The sequence below is a fragment of the Qipengyuania proteolytica genome (assembly GCF_019711565.1).
GTDB classification, from domain to species: domain Bacteria; phylum Pseudomonadota; class Alphaproteobacteria; order Sphingomonadales; family Sphingomonadaceae; genus Qipengyuania; species Qipengyuania proteolytica.
In genome coordinates this window covers 300,540-314,389 of record NZ_JAIGNN010000001.1, presented here as the reverse complement: position 1 = coordinate 314,389, position 13,850 = coordinate 300,540, and the positions used below count along the sequence as shown (strand labels likewise).

The window sequence follows — 13,850 nt, the reverse complement described above, 5'->3', positions numbered from 1 at the left end:
AGCAATGCATGCACGGTTATGCGCGTTCCGATGCAGTTCCTGTCCGACAATGCCGCCAGCGTCCATCCCGCCGTGTGGGAGGCGATGCGCGCGGCGGACAATCCGGACGCGCCTTATGACGGGGATGCGATCTCCGCCTCGCTCGACGAGAAGATGTCCACGCTGTTCGGGCGCGAATGCGCGGTGCTCTGGGTCGCTACCGGGACTGCGGCCAATTGCCTCGCGCTCGCGACGATGGTGCAGCCGCATGGCGGGGTCGTGTGCCATGAAGAAGCTCATATCGAGGTGGACGAGGGCGGCGCGCCCGGCTTCTACCTCCACGGCGCGAAGCTGCTGCTGGCGCAAGGCGAGGGCGCGAAGCTGACGCCCGAGGGGATACGCGCCGTGATCGACCCGATCCGCGACGACGTCCACCAGGTCCAGCCGCACGCGATCTCGATCACGCAGGCGAGCGAGTACGGTCGCAGCTACCGCCCCGCAGAGGTGCAGGCGATCGCCGCGCTGGCGAAGGAGCGCGGGCTCGGCTTCCACATGGACGGTGCGCGCTTCGGCAATGCGGTGGCCTTCCTCGATTGCTCTGCGGGCGAGGCGGCAGGGCCGGTCGATGCGCTTAGCTTCGGGTTCGTGAAGAACGGCGGGATGACGGCGGAAGCGATCGTGTTCTTCGACGACGAGGCGGCCGATATCGCGCGCTATCGCCGCAAGCGCGCCGGTCACCTGCAGTCCAAGGGCCGCTATCTCGCCGCGCAGATCCACGCCATGCTCGACGGCGACGTGTGGCTCGCCAATGCGCGCCACGCCAACGCGGCCGCGGCCGAGATCGCCGGAGCCTGCGGGGAGCGGCTGATGCATCCGGTAGAGGCGAACGAGTTGTTCGTCCGCTGCACGGAAGCGGAACGCGAGGCGCTGCGCGGGCAGGGTTTCGGCTTCTACGACTGGGGCGCCGATGCCGCGCGCTTCGTCACCGCCTGGAACACGCGCGAGGAGGATGCCCGCGCGCTCGCCGGGGCCATCGCCAGCCTATGAGCACGGCAAGCAGCGGCGAGAGCCTCTTCACCCCGCGCAATTTCGGCGCCTTCCTGCTCGTCAGCCTGATCTGGGGCGGGACGTGGCTGGTGATCCGCGACCAGATTTCTTCCGTGCCGCCGGCCTGGTCGATCGCCTATCGCTTCGTCGTCGCCTCGCTCGGCATGTTCGCGCTGGCGCGGCTGCGCGGCGAACCGTTCTGGCTGCGGCCGGGCGCGCTGCCGTTCGTGCTGGCGCTGGGCGTGTTCCAGTTCTCGCTCAACTTCGGCTTCGTCTATCGCGCCGAAGCCTATGTCACCTCGGGCCTGGTCGCGGTGATCTTTGCGCTGCTGGTGGTGCCCAATGCGGTGCTCGGCAAGATTTTCCTCGGCCAGCCGATCCGGCGCGAATTCGTCCTCGGCTCCTCGATTGCCGCCATCGGCGTCGCGATGCTGTTCGCGCAGGAATACCGTGCGACCCCCGCCACTCTGGGCGAGGTGCTGCTCGGTGTGGCGCTATGCGTCGGTGGCATCCTCTCGGCCAGTATCGCCAACATCGTGCAGGCGACCGAAGGGGCCAAGCGCCAGCCGCTGCTGACCCTGCTCGCCTGGTCGATGCTCTGCGGCGTCGGGCTTAACGCCACCTATGCGCTGGTGATGGACGGCCCGCCGCAGTTCGATCCGCGACCCGAGTATGCCCTCGGTGTGCTCTATCTCGGCCTCGCCGGGTCGGTGGTGACCTTCCCGCTCTACTACGGTCTCGTGCGAAAGGTGGGGGCGGGGCAGGCGGCCTACAGTTCGGTTGTGGTGCCGATCGTGGCGATGATCCTCTCGACCCTGTTCGAAGGCTTCGTCTGGGGCCCTCTCCCCGCAGCGGGCGCTATCGTCACGATCGCCGGGATGGTCGTCGCGATGCGCGGCCGCAGCGCCCCGCCGCCGCGCCGCGCTACGCCCGAGCCTTAACGTGTTGCCTTCGGTCTGGACATCCGTCCTGACCTTGCTGTTCCATCCCACGCCCCCCCGGCCACCCACGGCACGGTATTCTATGGGTGGCCGGGAGGGGGCGCGGGATGGAACAGGGCGCAGCGGTTGACGCAGTCAGCCGCCATCAGACGCCATAAGGCTGCTCAGACCTTCCTTGTAGGTAGGATACTCCGGTTCCCAGCCCAGCACGCGTTTCGCCTTGCCGTTCGCCACGCGGCGGTTCTCGGCGTAGAAACCGCGTGCCATCGGGGAGAGGTCGGCCTCTTCCATCGTCTGGAGCGGCGGGGGCTGCGTACCCAGCAGGCGGCACGCTTCCTCGATGACGCAGTTCTGGCTGGTCGGAAGATCGTCGGCGAGGTTGTAGGCGCCCGCCGGAGCCTCGGCTCGCACCGCCGCCACCACGCCCCCCACGATATCGTCGACATGCACCCGGCTGAAGACCTGGCCCGGAATGTCGATCCGGTGCGCCTTGCCCTCGCGCACCCGGTCGAACGCACTGCGCCCCGGGCCGTAGATGCCGGGGAGGCGAAACACGCGCGCGCCAAGGCCAAGCCAGCGCGCATCGCAGTCGGCGCGCGCCGTGCGCCTGCCGCCGCCGGTCGGCGTGCTCTCGTCGACCCATGCGCCCGCTGCGTCGCCATAGACGCCGGTCGAGGAGAGATAGCCGAGCCACTTGCCGTCCAGCACATTGTCATAGGCGTCCAGCACCGGATCGCGGTCGTCGGCGGGCGGCACCGAGCTCAGCACATGGCTGGCCGCAGCCACCGCCGCTTCGACCGCGGATCGATCCGCGAAGTCGAGATTGCCCGCACTACCCGTCGCATCGACCTGCCACCCGTCCTCGCGCAGTGCGTCTGCGATGCGCGAGGCGGTGTAGCCGAGCCCGAAGATCAGCAGGCGGCTCATTCGGAGTCGAGATAGCCGGCTTCGGGAACCACGACCTGCGGGTTCTCCACATGATCGGCCTTCCACTGCATCGCCATGCGCACGCGGGTCGCGCCGCTCGGGTGGTCGAAGAACAGCGCCTCCTCCAGCGGGCCGGGCTCGATCTTGCGGTATTCGGACAGGCGCATGGCGACTTTGGCGAACCCGTCGGGCTCGCGCGCCGCGTCGAGGCCGAAGGCGTCGGCATGGCTCTCCGCCCAGCGGATCAGCGAGTTGGTGGCAGGGGTCATCAGGAACATCCACACTGCCATGCAGATGGCGAGGACCGGCAGCGACGCAGGGTCGGCGATGTCGCGCACGCCCCAACGCTGGCCGTGCCGCGCGATCAGCCAGGGAGCGATGCGGCTGGTGACGAACAGGCCGAGCGCGAAGAGCGACAGCATGATGCCGACGATCCACCACACGTGGTTCAGCTTGTAGTGGCCCATCTCGTGGCCCATCACGGCGAGGATTTCCTCCTCGCTGGTGCGTTCGAGCAAATTGTCGTTCAGCGAAATGCGGATCGTCGGGCCGAGGCCGGAGACATTGGCCGAAATGCGCTTGTGCTGCTTCGACTGGTCGAAGACGTAGATGTGCTCCGCCGGGATGTCGTATTGCGCCGCGACCGCCTCGATCTTCTCGCGCAGCGGGCCCTGCTCCATTTCGGTATAGGTGTTGAACAGCGGCGCGATGAACACCGGACCGAGGATCATGCCGACCGTCAGGAAGGCCCCGATCACGCCGGTCGCCCACAGCCACCATGTGCGCGGCGCGCGCCGGATGACCGCATAGACGAGGATGATGATGAGCGGGGCGACGATCAGGGTTATCGCGAGATCGATCGCCCATTCGCCCGCCCATGCGCCGAACGACTGGTCGAGCAGGTCGTAGGATTTCTCGCGGTAAAAATCGGCGTAGATCGACCATGGCAGCACTGCGAGACTGCCGGCGAGCAGGTAGAGGAAACCCGTGATCCCGGTGACGAGCCAGCGGCGCTTGCTCACCCGTTCGCCTAGATTGCGAAACGCATTGGCGAGACGGAAGCGGAGCAACAGCCAGTCGATAAGGACGGACACCACCGTTCCCCACAGGATCAGCCAGTAGCCGCCCTCGAAATAGGCGTCCGACTGGGCCCGCGCGGATCCCTGCAGCGTGTCCAGATAGGCGCGCGTCGCGGTTTCGACATCGAAGGAGCCACCTGCGGCGGCGAGCAGATCGAGCATCGTTTCATTCCCTCCCAATGTCGTGCGGGCTGCGACCATCGCGCGAAACTGTCAATCCACGGCGATCCGCCAACCGACCAGTGAACCTCAAGGCTCGACGGGCGTTCAAACACGTGACAGAGCCAGGCGCTTGAAGGAGATCGACGGACCCCATGGATATCGCCCGCACACCCGCAAATCCCGATGGCAACCCGGAAATGGCCGACGCGGCCCACGCGCCGAGCGAACCGTCCACCATTCGGCGCGAGGATTACCGGCCCTTCGCGTGGATCGTGCCTGAGACCCGGCTCGAGTTCGACCTCGGCCTCGAATCGACGCGGGTCACCGCACGGCTGACGGTCGCGCGCAATCCGAAGGCCGACCCATCGCCGGTCATCCGGCTCAATGGCGACGGCCTCACAGCCGACAGCGTGCTGGTCGATGGCGAGCCGAGCAGCGCCTGGGCCATGGACGGCGACAATTTGCTGCTGACCCTGCCGGGCGAGGCGCACGAGATCGCGATCGCCACCGAAATCGACCCCTCGTCCAATTCGCAGCTGATGGGCCTCTACGCCTCGAACGGCATGCTCTGCACCCAGTGCGAAGCCGAGGGTTTCCGCCGCATCACTTTCTTCCCCGACCGGCCCGATGTGCTCAGCACCTACACCGTGCGCATGCGGGGTGCGAAGGCGCAATTCCCGGTCCTGCTGTGCAACGGCAACCGGGTGGCGACGGGGGAGGATGGCGAGGCGCACTGGGCCGAATGGCACGATCCCTGGCCCAAGCCGTCCTACCTCTTCGCGCTGGTCGCGGGCGACCTCGTCGCGCGGACCGACCGCTTCGCCACGATGAGTGGGCGCGATGTCGAGCTGAACGTCTACGTCCGCGACGGCGACCTCGACCGCACCGAGCATGCCATGGAGAGCCTCAAGCGCTCGATGAAATGGGACGAGGAGGTCTTCGGCCGCGAATACGATCTCGACCTGTTCAACATCGTCGCCGTGTCGGACTTCAACATGGGGGCGATGGAGAACAAGGGCCTCAACGTCTTCAACACCAAATACGTCCTCGCCGACCCCGATACCGCCACCGATGGCGATTTCGACGGGATCGAGGGTGTGATCGGCCACGAATATTTCCATAACTGGTCGGGCAACCGCATCACCTGCCGTGACTGGTTCCAGCTGAGCCTGAAGGAAGGCTTCACCGTGCTGCGCGACCAGCTGTTCAGCGCCGACATGGGCAGCGAGCCGGTCAAGCGAATCGAGGACGTGCGGGTCCTGCGCAGCGTCCAGTTCCCCGAGGATTCGGGGCCGCTGGCGCACCCGATCCGGCCCGATTCCTATCGCGAGATCAACAACTTCTATACCTCGACGGTCTACAACAAGGGGGCCGAGGTGATCCGCATGATGCGGACGATGGCGGGCGAAGAGCGGTTCCGCAAAGGCACCGATCTCTATTTCGACCGGCATGATGGCGAAGCGGCGACCTGCGAGGATTTCGTCACCGCGATCGAGGATGGCGCGGGGCTGGACCTCACGCAGTTCCGCCTGTGGTATGCGCAGGCCGGTACCCCGAAGGTCTCGGTCTCGCTCGATCATCAGGGCGACAAGGCGACGCTGCGATTGAAGCAGGTGGTTCCGCCCACTCCCGGCCAGCCCGACAAGCAGCCCATGCCGATCCCGCTCAAGCTCGCCCTGTTCGACCGCGAGAGCGGCACGCATGCGGGCGAGGAACTGGTCGTCCTCGACACAGCCGAGGCGGCGTTTGCCTTCGACGGCTTCGCCAGCAAGCCGGTGCTGTCGATCAACCGGACCTTCTCCGCCCCGGTCACGATCGAGCGGTCGGTCGAGCGCGAGGAGCTCGTCTTCCTCGCCGCGCGCGACGACGATCCCTTCGCGCGCTACGAGGCGATGCAGGAGCTGACCACCGGCCATCTGGTCGCGGCGGCGACGGGCGAGCTGGGCGAGACCGAGCGTGAGGCCTCGGTCTCCGACATCGCCGAGGCGCTGCGGGCGGTGCTGACCGACGCGGCGCTCGACGACCTGATGCGCGGCGAGCTCATGCTGTTGCCGGGCCAGACCTATATCGCGGAGCAGATGCTAGTGGCCGATCCGGGCCGCATCCATGCCGAGCGCGAGGCGCTGAAGGCGGAACTGGGCAAGCAGCTCCGGTCAGAACTCCATGCGCTCTACGAGCGCGCCGAACAGGTTCCCTATTCGCTCGACCTTGCCGCCCGCGGTGCGCGCAAGGTGAAGACGCAGGTGCTGGTCTATGCCGCGGCCAGCGATCCGGCGAAGGCGGTCGAACTCGCCGCGCACCAATATGATCGCGCCGACAATATGACCGACCGGCAGGGCGCGCTGATGGTGCTCGCCGGGATCGACAGTGCGGAGCGCACCGGGCGGCTGCTCGATTTCTACAACCGCTATCAGGGCAATGCGCTGGTGATCGACAAGTGGTTCGCGCTCCAGGCGATGTCGCTGCACCCGCAGGCGCTCCAACATGTGAAGGCGCTGGGGGACCATGCCGATTTCACGCTCAAGAACCCCAACCGCGTGCGCTCTCTCTACATGGCGTTCGCGGGCAATCCGCACGCCTTCCATGCCGCGAATGGCGAGGGCTACCGGATGGTCGCCGACCTGATCCTCGCGCTCGACCCGATCAATCCGCAGACTGCGGCGCGCTTCGTTCCGCCGCTCGGCCGCTGGCGGAGGATCGAACCCGTGCGCGCCGCCCTCATGCGCGCCGAGCTCGAGCGGATCGCCGCCGCGCCGAAACTGTCGCGCGACACGCACGAACAGGTCAGCCGCTCGCTTGGCTGAGATGCTGCGCTCCGACGTGTTGGGGGGCGTACCGCACGCCTTCTCGACCCGCGATCCGCTCGATCCGGGCGCAGTGCTGCCCGGCGGCGTCCTCGTGCGCGTCAAGCAGGTCCACTCGGCCGATGTCGTCTTTGCGACCGAGGCCATGACCGGCGCTCCGCACGCCGATGCGATCGTCACCGACCAGCCCGGCCTCCTGCTCGGGATCGTGACCGCCGACTGCGCGCCGGTTCTGTTGTGCGATCCCCATTCCGGTGTCGTCGCGGCGGCCCATGCCGGATGGCGCGGCGCGCATGGCGGCGTGCTCGAGAACACGGTGGCGGCGATGGTCTCGCTCGGTGCCGATCCGGCCGCGACCGTCGCGGCTATCGGACCGACGATCGCGCATCCGAGTTACGAGGTCGACGGCGCATTCCGCAGCCAGTTCGGGGACGAGGACGCGCGCTTCTTCGGTGCGGGGCGCGAAGGCCATTGGCAGTTCGACCTGCCCGCCTATGTCCGGCACCGGCTCGGGTGCGCGGGAATCGACCGCATCGACGACCTTGGGCAGGACACCTATGCGCAGCCGGGCCGGTTCTTCTCCTTCCGTCGGGCCACCCACCGTGCGGAGGATACCGGCGGCCGACAACTCAGCGTAATCGGCCTCCCGGAATGATTGCTTGGCGCGGCACGGCGCTTGCCAAAATGGCTGTTGGCAAGGTGCCGTTGAGCCGCTAGAGGGCGCACCAAACCGGCTTTCCGGGGGCTTTCGCGCAACCTTCAAGAACGTCGCGCGGTCGCTATCGGACCGGCCGGGGATAATCGCAGATCGCACCGTCGCCCGCCCGGGACCGGTGTCAGTAACAGGCAGGCAAGGCATAGCGCTGATGGCAGACACGGCTGCAACCGCAATTCCCGATACGGCAGGTCCCGAAACGGCTGGCGAAACCGGCGACGGCGTCCGCCGCCGGGACTTCCTCGACATTGCGGCGGTCAGCGCTGCCGGCATCGGCGGTCTCGCCGTGCTCTATCCGCTGATCAGCCAGATGGCGCCGTCGAAGGACGTGCTCGCCGCGAGCACGACCGAGGTCGACGTCTCGGCGATCCAGCCCGGACAGGCGATCAAGGCCGTGTTCCGCAAGCAACCGCTGTTCGTGCGTCGCCTGACCCCGGCGGAAGTCGAGGCAGCCAACGCCACTCCTGCCGGCACGCTGCGCGATCCGCAGTCGCTGGCCGAACGCACCAAGGAAGGGCATGAGGACATGCTCGTGACGATGGGCGTCTGTACCCACCTCGGCTGCGTCCCGCTGGGCGCCGCCGAAGGCGAGGTGAAGGGCGAGTTCGGCGGGTATTTCTGCCCCTGTCACGGGTCGCACTACGACACGGCGGGCCGGATCCGTAAGGGCCCTGCACCCACGAATCTCGAGGTGCCGGAGTACGAGTTCACTTCCGACACCGTCATCCGCGTCGGCTGAGCTTAGAGAGAAGAGACGAAACCATGAGCTTTCCCTGGGCCAAGGAATATACCCCCACCAACGGGGTCGCGAAGTTCCTCGACGAGAAGCTGCCGCTTCCGCGCCTCGTCTACAATGCGGTTGGCGCGGGCTATCCCGTGCCGCGCAACCTCAGCTATTTCTGGAACTTCGGCGTTCTTGCCGGTTTCTTCCTCGTCCTGCAGATCGTCACCGGCGTGGTCCTCGCGATGCACTATGCTGCGAACGCGCAGGTCGCCTTCGCCACGACCGAGCACATCATGCGCGACGTCAACTGGGGCTGGCTGATGCGCTATGCGCACGCCAACGGCGCCAGCTTCTTCTTCATCGTCGTCTACCTGCATATCTTCCGCGGCTTCTACTACAGCTCGTACAAGGCCCCGCGCGAGATGATCTGGCTGCTCGGCGTCACGATCTTCCTGCTGATGATGGCGACCGCCTTCATGGGTTACGTCCTGCCCTGGGGCCAGATGAGCTTCTGGGGTGCCAAGGTGATCACCGGTTTGTTTGGTGCGATCCCGCTCGTCGGCGAACCGATCCAGGTCTGGCTGCTCGGCGGATATGCGCCCGACAATGCGGCGCTCAACCGCTTCTTCAGCCTGCACTTCCTGCTGCCCTTCGTGATTGCCGGGTGCGTCATCCTGCACATCTGGGCGCTGCACATTCCGGGTTCGTCGAACCCGACCGGCGTCGAGATCAAGAGCGAGAGCGACACGCTGCCCTTCCACCCGTACTACACGGTGAAGGATGGCTTCGGTCTCGGCGTCGCGCTGCTGTTCTTCATGACGATGGTGTTCTTCCTGCCGAACGCGCTGGGTCACCCGGACAACTACATCGAAGCAAATCCGCTTTCGACCCCGGCGCACATCGTTCCGGAATGGTACTTCTGGCCGTTCTACGCGATCCTGCGCGCCTTCACCGCCGACTTCCTCTTCATCCCGGCGAAGCTCATGGGCGTGCTGGCGATGTTCGCGGCGATCCTGGTGTGGTTCATCCTGCCCTGGCTCGACAAGTCGCCGGTGCGTAGCGGCCACTACCGTCCGCTGTTCCGCAAGTTCTTCTGGTTCGGCCTGATCCCGGCGATGATCGTCCTGTTCATCTGCGGCGGCGCCCCGGCGGAAGAGCCCTATGTGATGCTCAGCCAGATCGCGACGGCCTACTACTTCCTGCACTTCCTGGTGATCCTGCCGATCGTCTCGCAGGTCGAGCAGCCGGAACCGCTCCCCTATTCCATTACCGAAGCCGTTCTCGGCTCGGACAAGAAGGCCGTGCTTGGCGAAAACGCCACGCCGGCGGTCTGAGCGAGAAAGAGAGACTTGAGACAATGAGCCAGTTTTTCAGCATCCGCGTCATCGGCATCCTGATCGGCCTCGGCTTTACCCTTGCCGTCCTCTGGGCATTCGGCAACGGTGTGGTTGCCGTGATCAGCGAAGGCCAGCTCAAGCAGGCTACGGTCGAGCACGAGTACCACAAGAAGCCGAACGACTATGCCTGGTCCTTCGATGGTCTGCTCGGCAAATGGGACACGCAGCAGCTCCAGCGCGGCTTCAAGGTCTACGACGAAGTTTGTGCCGCCTGCCACGGGCTGAAGTTCGTCGCCTTCCGCGATCTCGAGCAGATCGGCTACGACGAAGGCCAGGTGAAGAACTACGCGGCCTCGAAGCAGGTCCAGGACATCGATCCCACTACCCGCGAGACCGTGACCCGTCCCGGCCTGCCGACCGACTACTTCCCGCATGTCGCCTATGCCGGCGCGGGCGTCCCGCCGGACCTTTCGCTGATCGCCAAGGCACGTCCGGACGGCACCAACTATCTGGTTTCGCTGCTCACCGGCTACACCGAGGTTCCGGCCGAACTGAAGGCGGAATTCCCCGACTTCGCAGTTCCGGCGACGGGGTACTACAATCCCTATTTCCCCAACCTCGCCCTGTCGATGCCCGCCCCGCTGGTCGATGGCCAGGTGACCTATGACGACGGCACCGAAGCCACGGTCGAACAGATGAGCAAGGACGTTGCAGCCTTCCTTACCTGGACCGCAGAGCCTACGCTGGTGAAGCGCAAGCAGACCGGCTGGCCGGTGCTGATCTTCCTGCTGTTCGCGACGGTACTGGCTTACCTGTCCAAGCAGCAGATCTGGGCCGCAGTGAAACCCAAGAAGCGCGACTGATCCGCTTCCTCACGACGTTGACAGGCGCCCCTCCATCCAAGCGGATGCGAGGGGCGCTTTCGTTTCCGGGAGAGACCGAATGACCCCCGCCGACCTCAAGGCCCTCGTCCGCACCATCCCGGACTTTCCCAAGACCGGCATCCAGTTTCGCGACATCACGACGCTGATCGGCCACGGCGAGGGCTTTTCCGCTTCCGTCGACTGGCTGGCCGAACGCGTGACCGGCGCGAGCGCGATTGCCGGTATGGAAGCGCGAGGCTTCATCTTCGGCGCAGCGGTGGCGACGCGCCTTCGCTTGCCCTTTTTGCCGATCCGCAAGCCGGGCAAGTTGCCCTGCGCCGTGATCGGCGTCGATTACGAACTGGAATACGGCCTCGACCGGCTGGAAATGGATCCCGGCGCGGTGACCGCGGGCCAGCCGGTCGCCATCGTCGATGATCTTCTCGCGACGGGCGGCACGGCCATCGCCGCGACGACCCTGCTGCGCGAGGCCGGGGCGCAGGTGTCGCATGCCGCCTTCGTGATCGACTTGCCCGACCTCGGCGGCAGTCGGGTTCTGGCCAAGCAGGGCGTTACCGTTCACGCGCTCATGCACTTCGACGGCGACTGAAAACCCCCGCAATTTGGATATATTCGCCGCTTCGGGCATTGAGGGGGTGCGGGATGCCCTGAAGGCATCCGGCACGGGGACGCAATTCTGCGAGGGGCATGGAACAGACACTCGTCATAGCAATGGTCGGCATATTGGGCATCGGCGCCCAATGGCTTGCCTGGCGCACCGGCTGGCCGGCGATCGTCCTGATGCTGGCGGCAGGTTTCCTCGCCGGGCCGGTGCTGGGCGTGTTCAATCCCGAACATGCCTTCGGCGACCTGCTCGAGCCGATGGTCGCGGTGGGCGTTGCGCTGATTCTGTTCGAAGGGGGCCTGAGCCTCGATTTCAGGGAATTGCGCCACACCGGTAGCGCGGTGATGCGACTGGCGACGGTCGGAGTCGCGCTGGGCTGGCTCTTCGGCGCGCTGGCGGGCATCTACATTGCCGGCCTTGCGCCCGAAGTGGCGATCCTGTTCGGCGGCATTCTCGTCGTGACCGGCCCAACCGTGGTCATCCCGCTGCTGCGCCAGAGTTCGGTCAAGTCCCGGCCCGCCTCGATCCTGAAGTGGGAAGCGATCGTCAACGATCCGACCGGCGCACTGTGCGCTGTCATCGCCTACGAATATTTCCGCAAGGTCGCAGAGACACCTGACGCGACCCTGTTCCAGGTGGTGCCGCCGCTGATCTTCGCCGCCGTGATTGCGGGCCTGATAGGCTATGTCGCGGCGCTGGCGATCGCCTGGTCGTTCCCGCGCGGCGCGGTGCCGGAATATCTCAAGGTACCGGTCCTCCTCACCACCGTTATCTGCGTTTTCGTGATCTCCAACCTGATCGAACACGAGGCCGGGCTGGTGGCCGTCACGGTCATGGGGGTGGCGCTCGCCAACATGAACGTCTCGAGCCTGCGAAGCATCCATCCGTTCAAGGAGAATGTCGCGATCCTGCTCGTCTCGGGCATCTTCATCCTGCTCTCGGCCTCGCTCGAACTGGCGGATGTCCGCTACATCAACTGGCAGATCGCACTGTTCCTCGTCGCCCTGCTGTTTGTCGTGCGCCCGGCAACCATCCTCCTCAGCCTGCTCGGCAGCTCGATCCCGTGGAACGAGCGGCTGTTCCTCGCCTGGATCGCGCCGCGCGGCATCGTGCTGGTCGCGATTTCGGGCCTGTTCGCGCTGCGCCTGTCGGAACTTGGCTTCAACGATGGCAATCTGCTCATCGGGCTCAGTTTCGCGGTCGTGGTCGTGACGATCGTCGCGCACGGCTTCACCATCGATCTCGTTGCGCGCTGGCTGAAGGTGAAAGGGGTGACCCGGCCCGGCATCCTGATCGTCGGCAGTACGCCCTGGACGATCGCGCTCGCCGAACAGATGCGCGATCTCAAGGCGCCGGTGATCATCGTCGATGCCAGCTGGCAGCGGCTCGCGCTCGCGCGACAGAAGGGCCTGCCGTTCTATCACGGCGAAATCCTCAACGAGGCGACCGAGCACAATCTCGAACTCGCCCCCTACCAGAACCTCGTCGCGGCGACCGAGAACGAAGCCTACAATGCGCTTGTCTGCAATGAATTCGCGCATGAGATCGGGCGCGACAAGGTCTTCCAGCTCGGTGAATCCGCCGATGGGGACGACCGCCATTCGCTGCCGGTCGGCCTGCGCGGACGCGCGCTCTTCGAATCGGGTTTCGGGGTGGAAGACGTCAACGACCGGCAGGCGCGCGGCTGGGTCTTCCGCCGGACCAAGCTGTCCGAAGAGTTCGGTTTCGAAGCTGCCCGCGAACGCCTCCCGGAAGCGGCGAATATGCTGCTGCTGGTGCGCGAAAACGGAACCATCCGCTTCTTCACCCACGCGGCGCGCCCCGAACCGCGCGCCGGCGATATCATCATCAGCTATTCTCCGCCGCAGGAGCGGAGCCCGGAGGAAGCTGCGGCCAAGCGCGCCAAGCGGAAGAAGCCGCGGGCCGGCGAAACGGAGGCACAGGCATGATCAGGACCAGGGCCACGCTGACCGGCGTCGCACTGCTGGCGGGCGCACTCACCCTTTCGGCGTGCGGAGAGCGCGAGCAGACCCCGCCGCCCGCGCAGGACGCAAGCGGCGAACCGCGCTCCATCTTCGCCGAAGGCGGCGAGGAGGGAGGTGGCGAAACCCTCGGGCCTCCCGCCCCCCTCGACGTGCAGGTCTACTTCCCCGAAGGGGTCGAACTCAGCGAAGGCGCGCGGGCCGAACTCGCGACCGTGCTGGAATCCCCGCAGATGGCGCAGGGGCAGCGGATCATCCTGCGCGGCCATTCCGATTCGGGCGGCAGCGACGAAGCGAACCTGCGTTCCTCGCGCGAACGCGCCGAGGCGGTGCGCGACTTCCTCGTCGACGCCGGAGTCGCAGAAGAGCGCATCACCATCATCGCATTCGGCGAACAGAACCCGATCGAGCCCAACGCCCTGCCCGACGGCAAACCCAACGGGGAAGGGCGAGCGGCGAACAGGCGCGTCGAAATCCATGTCGCGACCAGCCCGACGCCGGAAGCGGTCGACAAACCGACGCTGGCCGAAACACTCGCGAGCGAACTCGGTGACGAGGGGGCGAACGGGACGGACGAGCCCGAATCGTAACGCTGCGGCACAAGCCGTGTTGACGACTCCGCGCTCTTGGTGGCAAGGGCGCCTCGGTCCGCGCATCCGCCGGGC

Annotated in this window: 12 protein-coding genes; 10 read left to right on the top strand and 2 right to left on the bottom strand. The window is 66.2% G+C overall.

Annotated features, from left to right (window positions below):
- Positions 1-30 precede the first annotated feature (30 nt).
- Together K3172_RS01490 and K3172_RS01485 are read left to right on the top strand one after the other, a co-directional pair.
- A complete protein-coding gene (locus K3172_RS01490) occupies positions 31-1,026 on the top strand; it encodes a threonine aldolase family protein (protein ID WP_221588927.1) in 996 nt (331 codons plus the stop codon).
- Positions 1,023-1,967 (top strand): DMT family transporter, encoded by a 945-nt coding sequence (locus tag K3172_RS01485; RefSeq protein ID WP_221586705.1) that lies wholly within the window; start codon positions 1,023-1,025, stop codon positions 1,965-1,967. Before K3172_RS01490 ends, K3172_RS01485 begins: the two co-directional genes overlap by 4 nt.
- Positions 1,968-2,102: 135 nt before the next feature.
- On the opposite strand, the gene K3172_RS01480 is transcribed toward K3172_RS01485, so the two are convergent.
- Together K3172_RS01480 and K3172_RS01475 are read right to left on the bottom strand one after the other, a co-directional pair.
- The gene (locus tag K3172_RS01480; protein ID WP_221586704.1) at positions 2,103-2,894 is read right to left on the bottom strand and encodes a Rossmann-fold NAD(P)-binding domain-containing protein; all 792 of its coding nucleotides are present in this window, start codon (positions 2,892-2,894) and stop codon (positions 2,103-2,105) included.
- Positions 2,891-4,135: a M48 family metallopeptidase gene (locus tag K3172_RS01475; RefSeq protein ID WP_221586703.1), complete on the bottom strand. Its 1,245-nt coding sequence runs from the start codon at positions 4,133-4,135 to the stop codon at positions 2,891-2,893. The genes K3172_RS01480 and K3172_RS01475 overlap by 4 nt, the downstream gene beginning before the upstream one ends.
- 152 nt (positions 4,136-4,287) lie before the next feature.
- Between K3172_RS01475 and pepN the strand changes: the two genes are divergently transcribed.
- The 8 genes from pepN (at position 4,288) to K3172_RS01435 (ending at position 13,775) form a co-directional block, all read left to right on the top strand.
- Entirely contained in the window at positions 4,288-6,939 is a 2,652-nt protein-coding gene (gene pepN, locus K3172_RS01470) for an aminopeptidase N (protein ID WP_221586702.1), read from the top strand.
- Between the two features lies 1 nt (position 6,940).
- Positions 6,941-7,594, top strand: a complete 654-nt coding sequence (gene pgeF, locus K3172_RS01465; RefSeq protein WP_221588925.1) for a peptidoglycan editing factor PgeF — start codon at positions 6,941-6,943, stop codon at positions 7,592-7,594.
- Positions 7,595-7,805: 211 nt separating this feature from the next.
- Positions 7,806-8,393, top strand: a complete 588-nt coding sequence (petA, locus tag K3172_RS01460; RefSeq protein WP_221586701.1) for a ubiquinol-cytochrome c reductase iron-sulfur subunit — start codon at positions 7,806-7,808, stop codon at positions 8,391-8,393.
- Between the two features lie 23 nt (positions 8,394-8,416).
- On the top strand, positions 8,417-9,712 hold the full coding sequence (locus K3172_RS01455) for a cytochrome b (protein ID WP_221586700.1): 1,296 nt from the start codon (positions 8,417-8,419) through the stop codon (positions 9,710-9,712).
- A gap of 23 nt (positions 9,713-9,735) precedes the next feature.
- Complete coding sequence (locus K3172_RS01450) at positions 9,736-10,578, top strand: cytochrome c1 (protein WP_221586699.1); 843 nt, start codon at positions 9,736-9,738, stop codon at positions 10,576-10,578.
- 79 nt (positions 10,579-10,657) lie between these two features.
- A complete protein-coding gene (locus K3172_RS01445) occupies positions 10,658-11,188 on the top strand; it encodes an adenine phosphoribosyltransferase (protein ID WP_221586698.1) in 531 nt (176 codons plus the stop codon).
- Positions 11,189-11,286: 98 nt separating this feature from the next.
- Positions 11,287-13,152 carry a cation:proton antiporter gene (locus tag K3172_RS01440; protein WP_221586697.1) on the top strand — a complete coding sequence of 622 codons (1,866 nt, stop codon included), beginning with the start codon at positions 11,287-11,289 and terminating at the stop codon, positions 13,150-13,152.
- Positions 13,149-13,775, top strand: coding sequence for an OmpA family protein (locus K3172_RS01435; protein ID WP_221586696.1), 627 nt, complete (start codon positions 13,149-13,151; stop codon positions 13,773-13,775). The genes K3172_RS01440 and K3172_RS01435 overlap by 4 nt, the downstream gene beginning before the upstream one ends.
- Positions 13,776-13,850 lie beyond the last annotated feature (75 nt).

What these genes read in the sequence shown, in the direction of transcription:
- petA (WP_221586701.1), top strand. Translation starts at nt 7,806, where the DNA reads ATGGCAGACACGGCTGCAACCGCAATTCCCGATACGGCAGGTCCCGAA.
- pepN (WP_221586702.1), top strand. Translation starts at nt 4,288, where the DNA reads ATGGATATCGCCCGCACACCCGCAAATCCCGATGGCAACCCGGAAATG.
- pgeF (WP_221588925.1), top strand. Translation starts at nt 6,941, where the DNA reads ATGCTGCGCTCCGACGTGTTGGGGGGCGTACCGCACGCCTTCTCGACC.
- K3172_RS01450 (WP_221586699.1), top strand. Translation starts at nt 9,736, where the DNA reads ATGAGCCAGTTTTTCAGCATCCGCGTCATCGGCATCCTGATCGGCCTC.
- K3172_RS01485 (WP_221586705.1), top strand. Translation starts at nt 1,023, where the DNA reads ATGAGCACGGCAAGCAGCGGCGAGAGCCTCTTCACCCCGCGCAATTTC.
- K3172_RS01440 (WP_221586697.1), top strand. Translation starts at nt 11,287, where the DNA reads ATGGAACAGACACTCGTCATAGCAATGGTCGGCATATTGGGCATCGGC.
- K3172_RS01435 (WP_221586696.1), top strand. Translation starts at nt 13,149, where the DNA reads ATGATCAGGACCAGGGCCACGCTGACCGGCGTCGCACTGCTGGCGGGC.
- K3172_RS01445 (WP_221586698.1), top strand. Translation starts at nt 10,658, where the DNA reads ATGACCCCCGCCGACCTCAAGGCCCTCGTCCGCACCATCCCGGACTTT.
- K3172_RS01480 (WP_221586704.1), bottom strand. Translation starts at nt 2,894, where the DNA reads ATGAGCCGCCTGCTGATCTTCGGGCTCGGCTACACCGCCTCGCGCATC.
- K3172_RS01475 (WP_221586703.1), bottom strand. Translation starts at nt 4,135, where the DNA reads ATGCTCGATCTGCTCGCCGCCGCAGGTGGCTCCTTCGATGTCGAAACC.
- K3172_RS01455 (WP_221586700.1), top strand. Translation starts at nt 8,417, where the DNA reads ATGAGCTTTCCCTGGGCCAAGGAATATACCCCCACCAACGGGGTCGCG.
- K3172_RS01490 (WP_221588927.1), top strand. Translation starts at nt 31, where the DNA reads ATGCAGTTCCTGTCCGACAATGCCGCCAGCGTCCATCCCGCCGTGTGG.